This window comes from Colwellia sp. SU-HH00943 (assembly GCF_057546125.1).
This window is the reverse complement of record NZ_BAAJLW010000003.1, coordinates 425,634-448,372: the sequence shown is the minus strand read 5'-3', so window position 1 is coordinate 448,372 and position 22,739 is coordinate 425,634. Positions and strand designations below refer to the sequence as shown.

Here is a 22,739-nt window from a genome sequence, read left to right as displayed (position 1 = left end):
TAAAAAATCCCTGACGAGCAAGAAGCTAGACAGGGATTTTAACAGTTTACTGTTGTTAATTCATAGTATTGTTCTTAAGAACTAACGGTATTAATTTTCTTTAATTAGCCTTTGGCAATTTAAGCTAAGTAACATTAACTCTCTAAGTGCCACTGAGAACTTAGCAAATTCATGCGTTTGGCTCGCTTTAAAGTCAGCTAATATATGCTTCCAACGATCAAGTGCTTGAGCATTTGTTACAACCCAAGCGTCCACCATATCATCCAAGTCATTTATTTGCGCCGCACAATCACAACGTAATACAACTGATGTCAATGAACGCTGCTGCCAATCAAGCTCTTCTCTAAATGAGGCTCTAGCAAGTGCTTGCCAATGATTTCCAACCGCTTGTCGAGTAATTTGATCTAAGAACCAATGCAGTTCAAGGCGAACACCTAATTTAAAGTACAACCTCGCCACTAACTCAATATCACGGCCATCTTCTTGCGCAATTTCAGCAATGTCTAACGCTGAGAAAATAGTACTTAATTGAGAAATTCTTGCAGCTACAACTTTTGGCACTCCAGCAGAGGTAAGATCACCTTCAACACGTTGCAATTGACTAGCTTCATCTTCAACTAATAGGCTATTAAGTTTTTTAGCCATTAATTTAAAGGTCGGCTGGAACAACGCTATCGATTGCTCAATAGTAATTGACTTATTACGGTGGCGTAAGAACCATCGTGTTGCTCTTCGTACCGTACGGCGATATTGGAATAGCATTTCAGTTTGAATTGCTGTAGAAATTTTATTATTGAGTATTTCAATTTTTTCCCAAAATTCTTCTAACTCAAATACAGCGCACGCCATCGTGTAGCTATTAGCTATTTCAGCCACAGTAGCACCCGTTTCTTCTTTCATGCGATTAACAAAATTAAAGCCCATATCGTTACCAATTTTATTGGCTAACTTAGTAGCTATAATTTCTGCACGTAAAGGGTGTTGTTGCATTTGATCTTGGTACTTATCACGCAATTGTTTTGGAAAGGAATTAATCAATAAGCGATCATAGTACGGATTATCAGTAATTTCTTTGTGAACAAGATCTTCTTTTAATACCATCTTGCTATAGGCAAGTAATACTGAAATTTCAGGCCTTGTTAAGCCGGTTCCTAACGAAAGTCTATCGGCTATCTCTTCATCGTCAGGGATAAACTCTAAGGCACGATCTAGCTGACCTGTTCGCTCTAATTCGTGAATAAAGCGTACTTGCTCCTTCAATTGATTAACTCCACGCATTGCTGTGATTGATAAAGAATGCGTTTGGCGGTAACAATCTTCAATAACGATATCTGCTACTTCATCAGTCATATCATAAAGCAGTTTATTACGTTGCTTAACGGTTAAGTCACCATTTTGAACTAAGCCATTTAATAAAATTTTAATATTAACTTCATTATCCGAACAGTCAACACCCCCAGCATTATCTACAGCATCGGTATTAATACGACCACCATTAGCAGCAAATTCTATACGACCAAGCTGCGTTAAACCTAGGTTACCCCCTTCACCAACAACTTTTGCTTGTAGTTGGTTGCCGTTTATACGTAGCCCATCATTAGCTCTATCACCTACTTCTAAATGCGTTTCTTTACTTCCTTTAACATAAGTACCAATGCCACCATTCCATAACAAATCGACTTTCATTGACAAAATCGCTTGGATTAAATCATTAGGAGACATGCTTTGTTTTTGTGTGCCTAGCATTTTCTTAATTTGAGGTGTTAGTTTTATCGACTTAACGCTACGGCTAAAGACTCCACCACCCGCTGAAATGAGATCTTTATTGTAATCTTCCCAACTACAGCCGGGTAAATTAAATAAGCGTTCACGCTCAGGGTATGTTTTCGCCGAATTTGGTGTTGGGTCAATGAAAATATGCATATGGTTGAAAGCCGCTTGTAGACAAATATGCTTAGATAACAACATGCCATTCCCGAATACATCTCCCGCCATATCGCCAATAGCAATACAGGTAAAATCAGTACTTTGACAGTCAATATCCATCTCTCTAAAGTGACGTTTTACTGACTCCCAAGCTCCTTTTGCGGTTATCCCCATAGCTTTATGGTCGTAACCAACACTACCACCTGAGGCAAAAGCATCACCTAGCCAGAAATTATATTCTTCAGAAATGCCATTGGCGATATCTGAGAAAGTCGCAGTACCTTTATCAGCAGCAACAACTAAATAAGCATCATCTTCGTCAAGTCGAACCACGTCAGTAGGCGGTACAACTTCACCGTTAACAATATTATCGGTTATATCTAACAAAGCTCGTATGAAAGTGCGATAACACTCTTTACCTGCTTCAAAGATCTCTTGTCTTGAGCCATTGGGAAGTTGTTTACAAACAAAACCACCTTTAGCACCAACAGGTACAATAACCGTGTTTTTAACCTGTTGTGCTTTAACTAAGCCAAGGACTTCAGTTCTAAAGTCTTCTCGTCTGTCTGACCAACGTAAACCACCTCGGGCAACTTTACCGCCACGTAAATGGACACCTTCAACTTGCGGTGAGTAAACAAATATTTCAAAAGCTGGCACTGGTTGTGGCATTTCACTGATTTTTTCAGGCACAATTTTAAAGGAAATATAAGGTTTATCTCCCATCAGTTTATCAACTTGGAAATAGTTAGTACGAATGGTAGCTAAGATCATTTCTATAAAACGACGAATAATTCTATCGTCATCTAAATTAGCAACATCATCTAATGAACTCTCAATTTCAGTGAGCAGTTTTGTTTGCGCTTTTTCTTTTGCACTTTCTGTTGATTTATTACTTGGATCAAAACGAGAGACAAAAAGTTGAATCAATAAATCAGCTATTGCTGGGTAGGCAGCAAACGTATCTTCGATATAACTTTGACTAAATGTGCCTCCAATTTGGCGTTCATATTTCGCAAATGCACGTAACACCGAAACACTTCGCCCTTCAAGGCCTGCTCCTAAAATCAATCGGTTAAAACCATCATCTTCAAGTTCTCCCTGCCATACTTTGGCAAAAGCGTCTTGGAATAACGTACGTACTTTATAGACGTCAAAGTCACTGTCGCCGGTTATCAGCATTGAGAAATCTAGAATCCAGTACATTTCTCCATCACTGCTTTTGATCGCATAAGGACTTTCGCCAATTACACGTAAACCAAAGTTTTCTAACATTGGTAATACGTCAGATAAGTGAATAGGCTCACCTTTATGGAAGAGTTTTAATTTAACAAAGCGACTACCTGATTTTTCTTCAAGCGGTTGATAAAAAAGCATTTCAAGGTTATCTGAAAAGCTAACACGTTCAAGTTTTTCAATATCAACAATGGCAGAGCCGGGTAAAACAGCATCTTTATATGATTGTGGAAAGTTTGCATATTTTCGACTTAACGTTTTAGCAGCGGACTCGCCTTTATTGGCAGATAAAGCACTGACTAATTTATCATCCCAGCTACGTGCTGCTTCATTTAAATTCTTTTCAATTTCTTTCACGTTGATATCTGCTTTTGTTGAGTTAACCCGAACAATATAATGTGTTCTTGCTTGGACTGATTCTGAGAAATAAGTAGTAAATTCGACATCTTCGTTACTACCAAATGCTTCTTGTAACAGGTTTTGTGTTTCTATACGTAATTTCGTGTTGTAACGCTCACGTGGTACATAAACCATACAAGAGTAAAAGCGATCAAATGCGTCTCGTCTAACAAACAGGCCACAATAATCGCGCTCTTGCATTTGCAGAACACCCATCACGTTTTGTAATAACTCATCGACACTCGATTGTAAAATTTCATCACGAGGATAAGTTTCTAATATATTGATTAAAGTTTTATAGGCGTGAGAGCCTTCAGCAAAACCAGACGCTTTACAAACATCCATGACTTTCGTTGAAATAAGCGGTAAGTCTAATGCACTATTTGTATAATAAGCAGAGCCAAATAAGCCAATGAAACGTTCTTCACCTATTACATTACCTTTACTGTCAAAACGTTTTATTCCGATATAATCAAGTTGTGCTGGTCTATGTACTCTAGAGTGTGAATTAGTCTTGGTGAGTATTAAATGGTTTCCACCTAGCGCTAGTTCACGACCTGATGTGTTTAAGCTGGAAATTAAGCGATCTTTTACCCCTGTAGAGTTTTTCATTAACCCTAAGCTTGAGTCCATATCAGCTTCAAGTTTAATGTCACCTTTCACCGCCTTCACGTTATATGAACGATAGCCCATAAGCGTAAAGTTATTTGCTGCTAACCATGATAAAAACGCAATGGTGTCATCTTTTGTTTTTTTAAGACCAGGTAATTTACCTTTTTTGATATCAGCAATAATACTATTTAATTGTTTGAGCATTGGTTGCCAATCATTCACTGTCAGTAAAATATCTTCAACTACGCTAAACAACTCATTTTTAATATTGGTAAGCTCTTGCTGGCTTGATTGGCGATCAATCTCTATGAAGAAAACAGTTTCTTGAGAAGTCGCCTTTATTTTACTATCTGCGGCAGGAGTAATTTTTACTATTTGTTGATTTTCATCACGCACTATTTTTAATGGTGAATTGAGCATTAAATGCGGGGAAAGCCCTAACCTATTCAATGCTATTCGAATAGAATCCACTAAAAAAGGCATATCTTTAACAATTACTTCAATAACGGTATGACTCGACTTCCAGCCATGTTTACTTACCGTTGGGTTAAAAACATGAATAACAGGTGCTTCATCAGTATGTTCATTTAATGAGCTCCACAAACTTAATGTAGCGCCATACATATCACTATCATTTCTATTATCTAAATCAAGTGATGAAATATTACCATAGAGTAAATCAGCAAATTGAGCGACTAACTCTGCTGAATCCGATGGTACTTTTTTCTTTATTAGTTGTGCTACATTTTTAAGTATCACTGACGGTGCGCCGTTTACTAATGCCATTATTTTTCCTTTTGCTCGTTCTTAATTTTATCGCTAAATTGACATTTAACACTCAAGCGAAAAAATCATCACCATAGAGTTTGATTTATTATTTATATAGACGTACTTAAGTTCACAGTAAAACTTAAACTGAAACCTTTTACAGTATAGTACAGATTTTATGAATAAATTTAAGCTATTGCGAGCGTTTTTTTCTCATCAAAACAAAAGTTAAACCACTAATACGAATACTTTATTTTACAAAAAAATTTGTTTATGCATTTATGTTAAATAACTAGCGCTTATTTCAACCATTTATTGTTTAAATATGCAAATAAACGCAAACTTATTGTGTTATAAACTAGTAGGCATATATTGAAAAAAAAGTTATTTTTACTTTAAAATTAACTAGTTTCTTAGTTTTAATTTCCATATCTTAACCAATAAACAAGTTTATAAATAAAAAAATTGCTCCTTTGAAACATTTCACACGTTAAACAAGCAGAATACCAAACGACAGAATTAATAGGTTGAAATAATGAAGACAGAAATATCTATTGCTACTGTACGTGCATTGATAAACTTTATTGAACAGAACGAACAAATAAAACACTGCCGCAATGAGTTATTAACAGTTGCTAATACAACTGAACAACAATTAACCCAAGGGCAAGGATTAGTTGATAGTTTAGGTTACGAGCAATTGTTTTCATTTGTTGAGCAGCAAAATAAACTACCAACCTTAGGATTTGACTTTGGCGCAGCCATTAGTCCTGATCGGTGGGGCATTCTTGGCTATATTGCTTTTACCGCCGAAACTTTAACTGATGCGCTGAAAAAACAAAGAAAATACCAATCTTTAGTGGGCAATATTGGTACCCCCTTAACCGAACAGTACGGTGAAAACCTACTGTTGAAATGGATACCAGCTTACCAGTGTAATTATCATGTTGTTGAAGAGATAATTACTGGCTGGGCTGCACTGGCAGCAAAGTTGAGTCTTAACAAAGCATCACCTAGTGCAATATATTTCAGTCATAGTTTCAAAGGAAGCGATACTGACAAAGTCCGCTATCAACGTTTTTTTAACTGCCCTTTGTATTTTGAACATGACTTTAATGGTATACAAATCGCCAATTCTGCACTCGAAGTACCTTTATCCAAATATGATCCACAGATCAATGAAGCACTGTGTAACCAAGCTGACAATATGCTCAGTAACAAGTTGGAATTATCACCTGTAGAAAGTGTACGCCAATTTATTATCAACCAATTACCCATTGGGGTTCCGGAAATCGATGAAGCAGCAAATCAGCTAAGTTTAAGTGTTAGAACCCTACAGCGTAAATTAAGCGACAATGGTCTCACCTTCACGAATATGATTGATAGCATAAGACAAGAATTAGCACTCAGTTACTTAAAAAATACTAACACTAAAGTTATTTATATCGCCCAAATGCTCGGTTTTTCAGAGCAAAGCGCTTTTCAACGGGCTTTCAAACGGTGGACTACACAAACGCCAAAGCAGTATAGAGATAGTATATAAGCATTTATAATCATTAACTTCATATGCCAACATAATGGCGCGTAATGTCATTATTTCTTAAATGCGCTAGATTAGACTGAATGAATTCAAAATAACTAGTGAGTAAAATATTCTATGCTGGTAGAAACAGCCCAAGTTTATTACAACACTGACAGCCAATGGCTGCTTAATTTAGTGCTAGCAAGCATGATTTTAGGTATAGCCTTAGATATTCATTGGCAAGACTTTAAAGCGGTTATTCATATGCCAAAAGCCGTTGCAGCTGGGTTATCGGCTCAATTTATTGCTCTACCAGTTATAACAACCTTATTAACTTTATTACTCGAATTACCCAGTGGTATTGAGCTAGGAATGATTCTAGTTGCTTGTTGTCCCGGTGGTGCTATTTCAAACTTTATCACTCATCTTGCCAAAGGGAATACTGCCTTATCTATCTCTATTACCGCAATGGCAAGTGCATTAGCAATCTTTTTACTGCCGTTAAATTTTGTTTTTTATGCTAGTTTGAATCCAGAAACAGCGAGTTTAATGAAAGCGATCGAAGTCAGTGGAATAGCATTATTCTTTAATCTTTTTTATGTATTAGCAATTCCGCTAATAATAGGGCTAACGATAAAACATAAGTACCCAACTATCGCTAATATACTTCATAAGCTACTTAAGGTAAGTAGCTTAGTGGCACTCGTTGCCTTTATCGTTATTGCACTTATTAAAAATCAACAAGCGTTTATGTCTCACTTTAGTTTAATTTTTACCATAGTTTTAATCCACAATGCCTTAGCATTATTGCTCGGTTTTTCAGCCGCTAAATTCTCTCAGTTATCGGTTAAAGATACCAAAGCAATCACTATTGAAGTAGGTATGCAAAATTCATCTTTGGCGATTGCTATAGTTTTTACTCAATTTAATGGTGAGGCTGGCATGGCGCTTATTAGTGCTTTTTGGGGAACATGGCATATTATTTCAGGTTTGTTAATCGCGGTTACTTTTCGCCGGTTCTCAAAGCATATCTTCACCCACAAACAAGAAACATCACAATGAGAATTTTGATTACCGGTGCTGCAGGTTGCTTAGGCAGTAGAGTTGTTAAAGCATTAGTGGCTAACAAAACGTTTGAAGTATTTGCCAGTGATATTAAAGAAAACCCATTTGCTGATGCCGAAAACCTATATTATCAACAGTTAGATTTACGTAGTGTTGAATTTGATACTTGGTTAGAAAAGGTTAAGCCTAACCAAATTGTGCACCTTGCCTCTATTTTACAAATATCAGCAAAAATGCCACGAAAGACGGCCTATGAAATCGATGTATTAGCGACAAAAAAATTACTGAAAAAATCGGTCAAATTAAAGGTAAACAAGTTTATTGTTACTACTAGTGGCGCCGCTTACGGTTATTACCCTGAAAATAAAGACATCATTACTGAAACCCGTTTACCTAAAGGTAATGACGACTATTTTTATAGTGCGCATAAAGCCGCTGTTGAAACACTAATGGCTGATTACAGAAAGGATCATCCCGAATTAAAACAAGTGGTATTTCGCCCCGGAGCTGTGCTTGGTCCTGATTTTGAAGGACCTGTAGTTAATTTATTTAGGCAAAAAATAATTGTTGGCTTACTAGGCTACCCTGGGCCATTTAATTTTATTTGGTCAGAAGATATTGTAGATTACATTGTAGAAGCACTTACAACACAAGTAACTGGCGAATACAACATTGCTGGTGATGGTACGCTTTCAATGCAAGAAATTGCTAAGTACCTAAATAAACCTTATCTCCCCTTACCTCCTTGGTTAATACAAGCAGCATTAGCCATCGCAAAACCACTGGGATTAAGTCAGTACGGACCTGAGCAAGTAAAATTTATTAAATACCGTCCAGTATTGGCTAACGATAAAATTAAAAATACATTTAATCATCAACCGCGATATACCACTAAGCAAGCATTAGATGCTTTTTTAGCACAGTGGTAGGAGAATTATGATGCGCATAGTAACTAAGGTTATACTTATAGTCACAACATCTATTGGTCTGTTGTTATCACACTTAACTAAAGCCAACACTATTACGGTTGTTAATCAAGCAGGGCAAGCAATCAGTAATGTGATGGTAATGCAAACACCTGTTAACGGCTATAACCTTGATAGATCTGACATGGGCTACCCCCCTGAACGGATCACCAACCAAGCGAATATGGTGTACACCTTATTTACCGATGAAAAAGGTCAAGTTCAGTTTTCAAGCTACCAAGATCAAAAAGTTCGCATTAGACTACGTTTTCCTGAGCACCAAGATATCACTCAAGAATTTCTAGGTAATGAAAATAAAACCTTCACTATGGTGCCCATCTCAGACGAACTTGCTCTGGCTGAGTCTCGCCCCGCCAACACTTGGTTGGCCGCACTAGACTTTAGCAAACACTCAGATCTTAAAAATCTAAAAAAACATTACGTTATGCAATGTGGTTTTTGTCATCAACAAGGTTCACACTTTTTCCGGAGACCTCGCACAGAAGAAGCTTGGCAAGATATAGTCTATCGTATGGTTGGTTACGGCTCACGTTTACATAGTGACGCTCAAGATGTTCTGCCCAAAGTATTAACTCAAGAATATGGACGTTTATATAATAACCCTGAGCTAGTGCCTAAAGGTACACCATGGAATGATTACTTAAGCGAGGTAAATATTACTGAGTGGCCTATTGGTGATGCCTTTTCACAAATGCATGATTTACTTTACCATTCAAACGGTTTGATTTATGTAGGCGATAATTTGCAAGACAGGTTATATGAAATCAACCCTGAAACTGGTAAATATATCGTTTATAAACTAAAACGTGAAGCTGGTGATAAACATGGTGGTTTGATGGGAAAACGCTTAAGTAGTTTTCCTAAACATGAAGCTTTTGCCGGCTTGCATTCTTTTGCAGAATCACCAAAGGATGGGGCAATATTTATCACAACGTCTTATCAGCAACGCTTAGTTGAATTTAACCCTGTCACTAAAGAGTTTACTAACCATAAAATGGATGAAGGCTATTATCCTCATACAGTCCGTGTCGATAAACAAGATAGAGTTTGGTTTACCATGGCATTATCTAATCAAATTGCCATGTTAAATAGAGAAAATAATGAGTTTGTCATGTTTGATTTACCCAGTAGAAACGTCAAGGAAGGTATAACCGTTTATGCCATGGGAGTAATTTTAAAATTGATGGATTGGGGCTTACCCCTTGCGAATTGGTTCTCAATTGATGAACAATCTTCTGGAGTACCTTTACCCTATGGCATTGATATCACCCCAAATGGTGATGTCTGGTTTGCCCGTTTACATGCTGACTCTATCGGAAAAATTGATGCTAAAACATTAGCAATAACCATGTACGACACACCATTTGTAGGGCCTCGTAGATTGCGTACAGACTCTCAAGGAAACTTATGGATTGCCGCATTTCCTGAGTCCATGATCGTAAAGTTTGATCCTAACACAGAAACATTTACCAACTTTCCACTCCCTGTAGAGCCCTTTGGCAGTGAAACCCCCTACTCATTGAATGTAGATACCAAGCGAGATATTGTTTGGATTGATGGCAATACTTCAGATGCGCTATACAGTTATGATATTAAATTAAACAAATGGTCACATTACCCACTTCCTAAACGTGTCAGTTTCACCCGTGACGTTGAAATTGCACCCAATGGCGATGTTTATACCACTAACTCAAGTTTTCCAAGCTGGCATATTGAAGATAGCCAACCAACTTTAATCAGAGTGCAAGCTAACAAACATGATAATCAAACAACTGATACACAGATTCAGCCGTAATGAGATTATTTTTATTTCTTATTTCGTGTTTATTAGCATTTTTAGCCGGACACATGGTGAATTACAGCATCATCTTTTTATCACTTGAATGGTTTAACTCCCATGCGTTAGCTGGCATAGGTTATGGTTTGTGTTTTGGCCCGCCATTGATATTAGGTTGGTTTGCTGGGGTTTATTGCGATAGGTATTCACCAAGAAAAGTTCTCTTAGTGGCGCAAAACAGTTTCTTTGTTGCTTTAGTGTTACTGTGGTTAGCTTTTGATAAGTCGTTCTCTTCAGAGTTACGTATAGCGTTATTATTGCTTGCGGCATTATTTTCAGGCATAGGCTGGTCGTTTGTTGCCCCTGCTCGATTTGCAACTTTACCTTTTTATGTAAAGAACGCGAATAAAATCACTGGCGCTTCAATTACACTAAACTTGATGGTTATGATGGGCTTTGGTTTAGCGCCTATGCTATTAAAACAACTTAAAGTGTTGTTTGATTGGCAAGCTGTATTGCTAGTTGCAATAGCCATGTTCGCCATATCTACCGCCTTACTACTGCCTTTATCATTTAAATTTATTAGCAAAGCACAAGATAAAACGATAAAAGAAATTAAAGCAAGTTTAGCCTTTGTTAAACAGGCTAGTAAAATAAAACAATTATTAATATTGGCCAGTATTACTTATCTCTTGATGGGACCAATGCAGGTAATTTTACCGAGTATCGCCAAAGAAAACTTGCAACTAAGTGAAGTTGAGCAAGGTAACTACCTTAGTCTCGTTGCATTCTCATTGATCATAGGCGGCTTACTGGCAATGAATTTGAAAAACAGAGGTAAAATAGGTAGGCGTATGCTACAAAGTATCTTTTTTGCGGCAATAGGCATAGGTTTACTCGCTTTACTAACGAATATTACCAGCTCGGTTATTACCCTTATAGTTTCCGCGGTTTGTGGTGGTATTGCTATTAGTTTTATAGTGGCAGGCCTTCAACAATATTCAACTGATGAACATCGAGGTAGAGTGATGAGTTTTTACACCATAATCAGCCAAGTAATTCCAGCAGCAAGTGGTATTGGTGCAGGTCTGTTAGCTCAAGTGTTCACGCCAAATGTTGCCATTATGGTTATCTCCGTTTTCATTCTGACGCTCTTAGCTCTCGCTGCAATTAAATTGCAGCAGATTAGGACACTAGATCATTTCTAATGTTCAACAAACTCAATATAAATACACAATATGACTAGCTTAAAAAACAAAGCATACTTTCATAATAAAGTGGTTGTCATCACTGGCGGTGCTGGTGGTTTGGGACAAGCTCTTATTACTCAGTTAGTTGATGCAGGCGCAAAAGTTGCCGCTTTAGATCTGACCATAAGTGAGTTAATCAATTCAGAGCAAATATTACCCATTGCGGTAAATTTAACAGATAAACTGGCTATGATTCGAGCCATTGAACAAGTTATTCAGACTTATCAAGGCATTGACATGTTAATAAACAATGCTGGTATTACACATATGAGTTGTTTTGACGATCTTTCAGAGACAGATTTCTCAACGATTATGACCGTGAATTTTACTGCAAGTGTCAATATTACCCGTTTATGCCTCACTTACATCAAGAAATCAACAGCAGGTCAAATAATCGCAATTTCAAGTGTCGCGGGTTTTGCACCACTTTATGGTCGCAGTGCTTATAGCGCCAGTAAACATGCTATGGAAGGTTTTTTTCGCAGCCTAGCTAGCGAATTATCTGATGATAATATTAATGTTTTAGTGGTAAGCCCTGCTTTTATACAATCTAGGCCTGAGTTAACCGCAAAAGTTAACGCAGGTATATCATCTCCGGGCGCAATAAAAAAAAGTACTTCAGGAAAACAATTAACACCTCGATATGCTGCTGCTCAGATTTTAAAGGCCATACGAAATAAGCGAGACAGCTTATATTTAGGGCGAGTCTCTATTATTGCTCGATGGTTATATGCATTATGCCCAAAGATTTATATCAAAGTAATGAGCAAGCAAGCGAAGAAAGAGTTTAAAAACAATTAAAGTAAATAACATTAGACAGACCAAAAAAATCCCTGCATCTGACAGGGATTTTTATTGATTAACGTTTAATTTTTATTTCTTATTAGACCATAAGAAAGCTGACAAGGCCGGTAATACAATTATTGCTGCTAACATGTTCACTAAGAACATAAAGGTTAATAGTATTCCCATATCAACTTGGAATTTTAAATCAGAGAAGAACCAAGTAGAAACGCCGATTGCTAATGTAACACCCGTGATCAATACCGCGCTACCACGTTCTTTCAAAGCCGCAAGGTAAGCATCATGTACATTGGCACCTTCTTTAAGCTTAGTACTCATTGTTGAAAGGATATAAATGCCATAATCAACACCAATACCAACACCGAGCGCAATAACTGGCAATGTCGATACTGTTAAACCTATGTCTAATACTGTCATTAACCATTGCGCTAATGTAGATACTATATATAGAGGTAAGACAACCACAATAGTGGCACGTACACTTCTAAAGCTGATTAAACATAACAGAATAACTGCACCATATACGTAAAGCATCATGGGTAATTGCGCACTAGCAACTGCTTCATTGGTCGCTGCCATTACACCGACAGGGCCTGAAGCAAGTTTGAATTGTAAATCAGAACGGCCTAACTCTTCAGCAGCAATTTTAACTTCATCAATGACTCTATCTATGGTTTCAGCCTTATGATCTTGTAAAAATAAAATCACTGGCATAACACTACAATCTCTATTAAGTAAACCACTCGAGGATGGCACACGGGCAATAGACTGAACTAGTGTTTGTTGATTTCGAGAAAGTACCCGCCATTTAGGGTTGCCTTCGTTATAACCAGAATTAACAATTTTAGAGATTGACGCTAAGCTAACAGCTGACTGCACCCCCGGTACATTTTCCATTCGCCACTGAAAACGGTTAATGGTATTCATCGTATCATAGTAGGTACATGAGTCTGCTGTGCTCTCAATAATCACAGACATATAATCAACACTAATAGCGTACTTATTGGTAATCAAGAAAGTATCCTGATTATAACGTGAAGATTCATGTAATGCGGGTGCGCCAGCATGTAGCTCCCCTATTTTCAAAGCCTGAGAATTGAATAAACCTAATCCGTACAGCACTGCCGCTATTATCAAAATAACTACCGCAGGTCCTTTAGTAGCAAAGCTTGCCATAAAGCGCCATACAGAGCTCGATTCACCCAGGTTACCCGCAGTATTTTTTCTATCCTTTGGTGTAACCTTTAAATATGAAACAAGTAAGGGTAACAAGATAAGGTTCGTTAAAATGATCATAGCCACGCCTAAAGACGCTGTGATTGCAAGTTCACGAATAATACCAATATCGATTGATAACAAGGTCATAAAGCCAATAGTATCTGAGAGTAACGCAATCCCCCCAGGTATTAACAATGCTCTAAAACTGGCTTGTGCTGCCGCTTGTGAGCTTAAACCATCATGTACTTGCCTAACCACTGAGTTGATCATTTGCACGCCATGGCTAACACCAATAGCGAAGACTAAGAATGGAATTAATATAGACATAGGATCTAAGCCAAAACCTAGCGTAGATAACATCCCCATTTGCCAAATAACTGCCACTAAAGAGCAAACAATAGGAAGTAAAGTTAAGCTAATAGAGTGACAAAAGAAAAACACCATAACTGCGGTAATAGCAATTGCAATAGCAAAGAAAGCAACAACGCCTTTAGCACCCTCTGCAACATCTCCCACCATCTTAGAAAAGCCAATAATGTGAACAGAAATATTACCTTTTTCAAATTCAGATCGAACTTCCTGCTCTAGTTGCTCAGCAATTTTTAAGGTATCAAGTTTCTCACCCGTATCCGGATTAAAATCCAACAAGGATGCCTTTACCATGGCACAGCTATAGTCATCAGAAACTATACTGCCAACAATGCCTGCTTTTTCAATATTGCCTTTAACAACTGCCAAACCTGCTTCATTGGCTTGAAAATCTGCAGGAATGACCGGACCGCCAGCAAATCCGTCTTCAACAACTTCAACAAAGCGAGTACTTGGTGAGAACAGAGATTTTACTTGGATGCGATCAACGCCTGGAATAAAAAATAGTTTATCGTGAACACCTTTTAAACTATTAAAGAAATTAGCATTGAAAATATCATCTTCAGCATTACACACAGAAATAAGAATATTATTTGCACCGCCAAAATTTTCACGATGCTTCAAATAGGTTTTCATATAGGTGTGATTAAGAGGAATATTCTTAGTAAAAGAGGCATCCAACTTTATTTGTGTCGCTTGAAATAACAAGAAGAAGCTGGCTACCACAAAAAGTATTAGCACAATAAATTTATGGCGAAAAAGGCCTATTTCTAAACGGTTTGCAAGAGAAATTTTCATAAAATCATATAATCCAGTTTTCTTTTATCACTAAGGCCAACTATAAAGAGATTACTTTAATCCCAACATCTGAGACAGCAATAAGTTTATTTTTGAACCAGACACCTGCGATGAGTGCTTTACCATCTTTTTGTACTCGTTTTTGATAATTCAAACCATCATCATCACTAATTAGTAAGGTGCCATTATTAGCAAGTAAAAAAAGTTTATTATTATCAGCCAAAACAATATCGTTAATTAATGCTGTGGTATTCGTTTCTCTTTGCTGCCACGGGGTACCATTTTGAAGACTTCTAAAAACGTGACCACGTAAGCCGACAACAAGTAAGTTACCCTTTTGTGTGCGCTCTAGATCAAAAAACGAGCCTTGATATATTTCATCGAAAGGTTGCCAATTAAGGCCGAAATCATTGCTTTTCGCTATTAAACCTATTTCGCCAACCATATACAGGGTTCTGCCATCGACAGTTAAACGGTTAAAATGAGGTAAAATTGAAGAGGCTTCATCTAAGTAAGCTTCTTCATCTTCTTGTTTCAACTCTTCTAAATAAGCTGCATCATCAGGCAATAGAAATTCTTGATGGAATTCACTTTGCCATGTTTGGCCGCCATCAAGGGTGCGAAAGAATAACCCATAGGCTCCTATGGCAATACCTTCAAGTGGCGATTTAAAAACCACATCTAAAAGTGGTTTTTCTAACTCTGGCTTATACTGTTGGATTTGCCATGTATATCCACCATCTTTAGTATGTAAAATAGTAGCATCATGACCAACAGCCCAACCAAGTTGGGCATTGTAAAAAAAGACATTGGTTAATGTTGCTTGTACTGGCACTTCTGCTTGTTGCCATGACTCTCCATCTGTTGATAACAGAATATGGCCATACTCCCCAACACTAACAAGCTTTTCTTGTCCTATGTTGGTGATACCTAATAATAGAGATTTACTCGCTAAAGGTGCCTTAATTGAAGGTGATATAGAAGGTACACCTTCAGAAAGGGCTTTTTGACTGAAAGCTCCAATCAATATCAAACTATAAATTATGGCGGCAATGGAACGCATGATGATAAAGGCTCTCTTACATTAAAAAATAAAGGTATAAAACAAATAGTAGCAATAAAAATAATAACTATAAGACAACTATAATAAAAACGGCTGACATAGTCAGCCGTTTAGTGAACAAATAGAGAATTTATCTTCGACCTTCTCGTCTTAGCGCTGACGGTGTGAAGTCTTTATCTCTTAATGTAACTGAAAAATCATACATTTTAGCTTCATTATCTAAGCCCATTGCAATATATCGACGCGATTGAAAGTCATGATAAACCTCAAGCGTAGACCACTGTGTAGGTACTTCATAGTAATTTAAGCCATGTGCGACAGCAACACGATATAATTCATCACGGTTATCATAAATATCCGCTACAGCTACTTGCCAACTATCTTCATCAATATAGAAAACACGTTTCTTATAAGTATGGCGAGTATTGTCTTTTAAGTTCGCTTCAACTACCCATACACGATGTTTTTCATAGCGTACTAAATCAGGGTTGATATGACCTGGTTTTATAACATCATCATATTTAATTTTATCGCTATGCAATCTGTAGTCATTATAAGGTATTAATAGTTCTTGCTTACCTTTTAATGTCCAGTTATAGCGATTCGGTGCACCATTGTACATATCAAAATCATCGGTCAATCTTAAACCATCAGAAGCGCTTCCTGGTGCATCATACGCAACATTAGGTGCACGACGTACTCGACGCTGACCAGTATTGTATGTCCAAGCTTGTCGTGGTGTCTTGATTTGATCCATCGTCTCATGAACAAGTAACGCGGTACCAGCAAGACGTGCAGGCTCTGTGACTTTCTGTTTGAATTTAAACAAGATATTTGTTTTTTCTAAATCAGTAGGCGTAGCTCCTTTAACATTGTAAGGAAGCAATAATTGATCATCAAAACCTACATAAGTAAAGTTACCAGAAGCTGTTGGTGCAGCTTGACCGCCTTGGCGTACTAGAGATTCACCACGGTATCGAACAATGTGATTCCAAATGGCTTCTAAACCATTTTGAGGAATAGGGAATGGAATGCCCACAGCAGCATTTTTTATACCGTTACCACCTTCCACAAGCTCAGCTCGGGTAGAATTAACCTTAACAGCTTCATAAACATGTTCAGGGTAAGAAGCACTACGCCTTGTTTGGTAAACATCCATTTTAAATGTTTCAGGATAGGTAGCGAACAATTTGAGTTGTCCCGGCGTTAATAAAGCTTTGTAATCAGCAACATTTTCAGCGGTAATTGTATATTGAACTTTATCTTCAGGATAAGGGTCAATATGGTGATCGCCTACCGAATAACCTGCTGGTATTTTAGTGATACCACCAGTCCACTCAGGAATAGAGCCATCTTTATTAGCTGCTTTTACAGCTCCCATTGGAGTTAGCTCTTTACCTAATTTAGCGGCTTCTTCTGCCGTTATTTTTGCATTCGCTACTGTTGAGGCTAAAGCAACTGAAACAGCAAGTGTTAATAAGCTACTTTTCTTTAAATTACTTTTTTGAGATGTAAAAGTATTAAAAATTTGAGTTTTCATAATCGTTATCTTGTCCTAAATTGAGTAGCTAACGCTAAAAGATACATAATCGCGGTCTTCGATTTGATTTGTGGTACCAACACCATCAAAAAAGCTGTTGTAATTTATGTCAGCTTTCCAACGACTTTGATAATCAAAGCTTAATCCTAATGCGACAGACTTTCTATCTTCTACAAATAAGAATAATGGATCAGGTGTAATACCTTCTACATCATGAGAAAACACAACACGAGGTGACATATTAATGCCCGCAAAAACGTCAGTGTAATCAAGTTTAGCTACCATTTTATAACCCCAAGCAAAATCAGTTGGGAAAGGATTTGTTTCAATGCCATTTTGAACAGGTAGCTCTAAACCTGGAGCCACTGCAATACCACCATTTCTAGCAGTACCAGGTCCATTTAAGCGTAACTCACTTTCATCAGGCATATCATTGATGTTAATACCACCAATCTCAATTAAACCTGTTAATTGGCTAGCCCCTAAACTAGGACCAAATAAATGGGTTAGTGTCATTTGAGCTTGCACAGTATCAGATAAAACAAAACCATTAGCAGTTACGCCAGGACCATATGGCATACCAGTATTAGGATCATTTAACTGTGAAATATTATCAAGCTCAGGTCTAAGTCCTGCATTTGCTAACTGCTGAGGCATTGCAGCAAATAAAAGCTCTACATCATCAATTTGTAATGGTTCATCTTGACGATAACTTATTTCACCTGCTACAGCAGTTGTACCTAAAGTTGTATTAAAACTTAACGCGTACATTTTGATATCTTCTGGATAGGCTAGTTTAACTTGAGAGAAAGTACTTAGGTCATATAGGTTATCTTGGGTAATTTCATTTGCTGCTATAAAGCCAACATCACCACTAACTGATGTTAATGGGTTTTGTGCTGTAGGCATTGTAAAATCAGCAGTTTGACCAGCGAACAGTGGTCTACGACTGTGATAATTTACATAATAAACACTTAACTCAGTGTCATTTAACTCAGGTAAATACCAAGATAGGCGCAAACCATATTGACCACCATCTTCAGGTTCCCATTCAGCAGACTTTCCTGGTGAACGTAATGTAACTTTTGTTGGGTATGCCAAATACATTTGTGCAGCTGTTGATGCATCTATTTGCGCAGCTCTTAGCGCATCACCAATACCATTTAAACTAGCAAGTAAAAAATTGATATCCATGTCTGGGTTTCCAGAGAAACCTAAAGACACGTTATTATTATGGCCGCCATCGCCCGCAAAATCGTTAGTGGAGAAGTAGCTACCTGGAGGTGGTAACACTGTTTTTTCCCATGAATATTGATAGAAAGCTTCAATATTAATGTTTTCAGTAATACCTAAAGAGCCCCAAACTGCACCGAAAGGAATGAATGCTTCTTTAAGTTCAGCACCAGGCGCTTTTAAACGAGCGATATCAACAGGGTTTATTTCACTAATACCATGACCAATCAAGGTACTTTCACCCCAGCTAATCACCTGCTGACCAATACGGACAGAAAAAGGCATGTCACCTATATCAAAATTACCGTAGACATAAGCATCTAGTAAACGTATATCAGTACACACCTGTTCTTTGGCTTCACTATCATCACAAGGATCGTTATATTCACCACTAAGTTGGTTAGTCCAATCTCTATTGCTATTCATCATAGCAAAATCGTAATAATACATACCACGGACAAAAACACCCATGCCATCATAATGTATATCTAATTCATGTGTACCTTTAAGAACTTGTGAAAAAGCTTCACCGGCATCATAGTTCAAATTACCATTATCAACGTTAGCTGAATAGCCACCTGCACCTTGCCAAATAGTTGCAGCATCAGGGTATGGGTTAGTGGCAGCATTATAATTACTAAAATCAAAACCATTATGTAAGTTATTAACTTTAGCAATATTATCATCCCAATTACGGTTTTCAGTACGCCAGCTTGAGCCAACACTAAATGTAGAATCAAAACTGACTTCAACATCACCAAAATCCCACCTTGCGGCTTGTGAATTTAGGCTTGTTGCTAATAAAGTCATGGAAAGTGCAGCAGCAACACCTATTGAAATAGGTTTTTTGCTAAAACTGCGCGGGCTATTTTTCATTTGTTTTCTCCCCGTTAGCGAATCAAAACACATTTTCTTTGTTTCGTATCTAGCTTTTAATTGTGGCTTAACATATTTATTATTTTATTTTGTACACTACAGATGTAGATTCTTCAATAATTGCATCATTTCACTGGTCTGGCAAGTCAAAAAATCATACTTAAACCGCTGTATTTTAATGACTTGCTTTTTATAGCTTAATTAAAAATCAACCTCGTTTAAAACTAGCGTTTAAAATTGAAAAAAGCAAAAATTAATTAACTTCACTAAGTTTATGAAATACCAACTGTTTAATACTCCAGTAACAATCAAATGTTAAACGTTATGGTCTGACCACCGTTTAAAGCTATTACTCTAAGGTAGTTTAGAGAAGGTAATTACTTAATCTTAGTGAGCGATAAAAATTTTTTATTTTCTGTTTCTAAACAAAAGTAACCGTTAATTCCTTCACTTTTTAGATGACAGCGCATATGTTTAGCAGGAAATTGTAGACGTAGTCCTTCAGTACTCTGAACAACAATAGAGTCGGCATGACCTTTGTAATAAGGTAAAAACTCATTTGCTGTCATATTGATATAAAAATAATATTTCATAACTAATTAGCAATATATTAATAAAGAAAGTTACCGGCATACTTACATTATAAATATAAGTATGCCTATTAGTTAGGTTAACGATGCCGTTAACTTTTCTTGTAAGTCTTTACTCAGTTTTGGTAATGCTTGAAGTTTGACTAATTCTGCTCTCATCAATGCCTGATGTGCTTTTGAAAAGCTCTTAAACTGAATTAAAGGTGTTAACAGCCTAGAAGCTACTTGTGGGTTTATTTCATTGAGTTTAGCGATATTTTCAGCTAAAAATTGATAACCTCGCCCTGTTGGGCAATGAAAATAGCGAGGGTTATTCATTGCAAAGGCACCAATTAATGCCCGCGCTCTATTAGGGTTTTTTAAACTAAAATCACTGTGGTTAGTTAACTGTTCAAGCAGTTCAAATATTTCATCACTGTTTTGAATGGCGGCCAATGAGAACCATTTATCTATTACAAGTGAAGTCCCCTGCCATTGACTGGCAAATTTTTCCATTTGAGCATCAAAGCACGTCAAATTATGCTTAGCACTACAATTTAATGCTGCTAAAGAGTCAGTCATATTATCTGCAGCAGAGAATTGAGTGGCAACTGTGTTTTCATAATCTGATATTGATGATAAATAAAAGAGACAGATATTTTTCAGTGCTCGATTTGCCGTAACTTCTGCCTCTGATAAATCACTTTGTGATAATAAGCTGTTACATTGTTCATAGCGTTGTAAAAATTGCTGCTCAAGCCCTTGAGCAATAAATGTACTTAATGTCTTAATCGCTACAACCAAAGCTTGTGGCTCAACTTCAGTGATCAAATCGGCAGCTTCATCAAAACTAGGTAAAACGAGCTGTTCAGCAACAAAGGCGGGATCATTATCTGCTGCAAGTATCTCAGCAAAGCAACTTAATAGATTATCTGATAAAACATAATCAGGCGTTAACGTTAATGTTTGGATTGTTGACATTAACAGCTTTTGACCTGCATCCCAGCGACAAAAGCTATTTTCTGCTTGGGCAATTATCGTAAGTAAACTAGTTTCGTTCTGATCAAAGTCAACTTTTACAGGCGCAGTAAAGTCCGCAAGAAAAGCTAAAGTAGGTTTTTGTTTTAACTCGTTAAACTGCCAACTTTGTTCAAATTGAGTTAACTCCAACAAATGTGATTGGCTTGGTTGCTTATCTTCACAAGAAATCAATTCTATTTTAACAGGAATATGTAATGCTTGAGGAGATGGCTGTGAACTCGTTACCGGAGACGTTTGTGTTAAGGTTAAATGATAAGTACCAGTTATATCATCAAAGCTTTCATTAACAGTAATTGTAGGTGTCCCCGATTGGCTATACCAACGTTTGAATTGGCTTAAATCTTTACCTGAAGCATCACTCATAGCATCCACAAAATCATCACAGGTAACTGCCATGCCATCGAAGCGTTCAAAATATAAATCCATGCCTGCTCTAAAGCCACTCTCACCCAGTAATGTATGCATCATTCGAATAACTTCAGCACCTTTTTCATAAACCGTTAAGGTATAGAAATTATTCATTTCTAATACTTTTTCAGGTCTGATCGGGTGTGCCATTGGACCAGCATCTTCAGCAAATTGTTGTGAACGCAACAACCTGACATTCTGAATACGAGTAACGGCACTAGAGTGCATGTCACCACTAAATTGTTGATCACGAAAAACAGTTAAACCTTCTTTTAAACTCAATTGAAACCAGTCTCGACAGGTTACTCGATTACCAGTCCAGTTATGAAAATACTCATGCGCTATTACTGCTTCAATATTAAAATAATCGGTATCAGTAGCGGAAGCTTTATCAGCTAATACATATTTACTATTGAAAACATTTAAGCCTTTATTTTCCATTGCCCCCATATTAAAGAAGTCGACAGCAACTATCATATAAATATCAAGATCATATTCTAGTGCAAAAGTCTGTTCATCCCATGCCATTGATTTTTTCAAAGAAGTCATGGCATGCTCTGCTTTAGATAAATTACCCCGATCAACAAAAATCTCTAAAGCAACCTCTCGCCCTGAACTAGTGGTGTAACTATCGGCTAATAGGTCAAAATCACCAGCAACTAATGCGAATAAATAACAAGGTTTTGGAAACGGATCATGCCATGTAACAAAATGCTTATTATTATCTAATTTCCCTTCATCAATTTTATTACCATTAGAGAGTAAAAATGGGTACAAGTCTTTATCACCAATCACCTTAGTGGTGAATGTAGCCATAACATCTGGCCTATCAAGGTAATAACTTATACGGCGAAAGCCTTCAGCTTCGCATTGGGTACAAAATGCATCACCTGATTTAAACAAGCCTTCTAAAGACGTGTTCTCTTGCGGGTTAATTTCCGTCACTATGGTTAACTTAAACCTATCTTCTTCTACTTTCAAAGTAAGATTGCTAGGTGTTAGTTGATATTGCTGTGGTGATAAAGGTTGATCATTAACAGCTACAGACACTAAATTAAGCTGTTCGCCGTCTAAAACAAGCGTCGAGTTACCAGCGGGTTCAGTACTTGAACGACTGATAGTCATTTCATTAACCACTTGCGTGCATGTATCATGTAAATTTACGGTTAAGTTAACCGTATCAATTGTAAAATTAGATGGAGTGTAATCAGCAAGAAAACGAGAAGTAGATTGAGTCATAAATCAGCCATAAAAAAATATTAATGAAAGCCCATAGGTA

13 protein-coding genes are annotated in these 22,739 nt (G+C 37.2%); 6 read left to right on the top strand and 7 right to left on the bottom strand.

Features of this window, described 5'->3' with window-relative positions; all coding sequences use genetic code 11:
* Positions 1 to 90: 90 nt before the first annotated feature.
* Positions 91 to 4,959, bottom strand: coding sequence for an NAD-glutamate dehydrogenase (locus AC27GZ_RS10365; RefSeq protein ID WP_487094923.1), 4,869 nt, complete (start codon positions 4,957 to 4,959; stop codon positions 91 to 93).
* A gap of 517 nt (positions 4,960 to 5,476) precedes the next feature.
* On the opposite strand from AC27GZ_RS10365, the gene AC27GZ_RS10360 reads away from it, so the two are divergent.
* From AC27GZ_RS10360 to AC27GZ_RS10335, 6 genes are all read left to right on the top strand, one after another.
* The gene (locus AC27GZ_RS10360) at positions 5,477 to 6,484 is read left to right on the top strand and encodes an AraC family transcriptional regulator (protein ID WP_487094921.1); all 1,008 of its coding nucleotides are present in this window, start codon (positions 5,477 to 5,479) and stop codon (positions 6,482 to 6,484) included.
* A 114-nt stretch (positions 6,485 to 6,598) separates the two neighbouring features.
* Positions 6,599 to 7,525, top strand: a complete 927-nt coding sequence (locus AC27GZ_RS10355; protein ID WP_487094919.1) for a bile acid:sodium symporter family protein — start codon at positions 6,599 to 6,601, stop codon at positions 7,523 to 7,525.
* Positions 7,522 to 8,457 (top strand): NAD-dependent epimerase/dehydratase family protein, encoded by a 936-nt coding sequence (locus AC27GZ_RS10350; RefSeq protein ID WP_487094917.1) that lies wholly within the window; start codon positions 7,522 to 7,524, stop codon positions 8,455 to 8,457. The genes AC27GZ_RS10355 and AC27GZ_RS10350 overlap by 4 nt, the downstream gene beginning before the upstream one ends.
* 7 nt (positions 8,458 to 8,464) lie before the next feature.
* Positions 8,465 to 10,309: a Vgb family protein gene (locus AC27GZ_RS10345; protein ID WP_487094916.1), complete on the top strand. Its 1,845-nt coding sequence runs from the start codon at positions 8,465 to 8,467 to the stop codon at positions 10,307 to 10,309.
* Positions 10,309 to 11,499, top strand: a complete 1,191-nt coding sequence (locus tag AC27GZ_RS10340) for an MFS transporter (protein ID WP_487094915.1) — start codon at positions 10,309 to 10,311, stop codon at positions 11,497 to 11,499. The genes AC27GZ_RS10345 and AC27GZ_RS10340 overlap by 1 nt, the downstream gene beginning before the upstream one ends.
* Positions 11,500 to 11,529: 30 nt before the next feature.
* Positions 11,530 to 12,342 carry an SDR family NAD(P)-dependent oxidoreductase gene (locus AC27GZ_RS10335; RefSeq protein WP_487094914.1) on the top strand — a complete coding sequence of 271 codons (813 nt, stop codon included), beginning with the start codon at positions 11,530 to 11,532 and terminating at the stop codon, positions 12,340 to 12,342.
* 72 nt (positions 12,343 to 12,414) lie between these two features.
* Here the strand turns inward: AC27GZ_RS10335 and AC27GZ_RS10330 are convergent, their stop codons facing one another.
* The 6 genes from AC27GZ_RS10330 to pepN all read right to left on the bottom strand — a co-directional run bounded on the left by AC27GZ_RS10330 (position 12,415) and on the right by pepN (position 22,699).
* Complete coding sequence (locus tag AC27GZ_RS10330) at positions 12,415 to 14,730, bottom strand: efflux RND transporter permease subunit (RefSeq protein ID WP_487094913.1); 2,316 nt, start codon at positions 14,728 to 14,730, stop codon at positions 12,415 to 12,417.
* Positions 14,731 to 14,770: 40 nt separating this feature from the next.
* Positions 14,771 to 15,793: a WD40/YVTN/BNR-like repeat-containing protein gene (locus tag AC27GZ_RS10325; RefSeq protein WP_487094911.1), complete on the bottom strand. Its 1,023-nt coding sequence runs from the start codon at positions 15,791 to 15,793 to the stop codon at positions 14,771 to 14,773.
* Positions 15,794 to 15,923: 130 nt separating this feature from the next.
* Positions 15,924 to 17,333 carry a DUF1329 domain-containing protein gene (locus AC27GZ_RS10320; RefSeq protein WP_487094910.1) on the bottom strand — a complete coding sequence of 470 codons (1,410 nt, stop codon included), beginning with the start codon at positions 17,331 to 17,333 and terminating at the stop codon, positions 15,924 to 15,926.
* 15 nt (positions 17,334 to 17,348) lie between these two features.
* The gene (locus AC27GZ_RS10315; RefSeq protein ID WP_487094909.1) at positions 17,349 to 19,442 is read right to left on the bottom strand and encodes a DUF1302 domain-containing protein; all 2,094 of its coding nucleotides are present in this window, start codon (positions 19,440 to 19,442) and stop codon (positions 17,349 to 17,351) included.
* A gap of 377 nt (positions 19,443 to 19,819) precedes the next feature.
* Positions 19,820 to 20,035 carry a DUF2835 domain-containing protein gene (locus AC27GZ_RS10310; protein WP_487094907.1) on the bottom strand — a complete coding sequence of 72 codons (216 nt, stop codon included), beginning with the start codon at positions 20,033 to 20,035 and terminating at the stop codon, positions 19,820 to 19,822.
* 72 nt (positions 20,036 to 20,107) lie between these two features.
* Positions 20,108 to 22,699, bottom strand: coding sequence for an aminopeptidase N (gene pepN, locus AC27GZ_RS10305; protein ID WP_487094905.1), 2,592 nt, complete (start codon positions 22,697 to 22,699; stop codon positions 20,108 to 20,110).
* Positions 22,700 to 22,739: the final 40 nt, after the last annotated feature.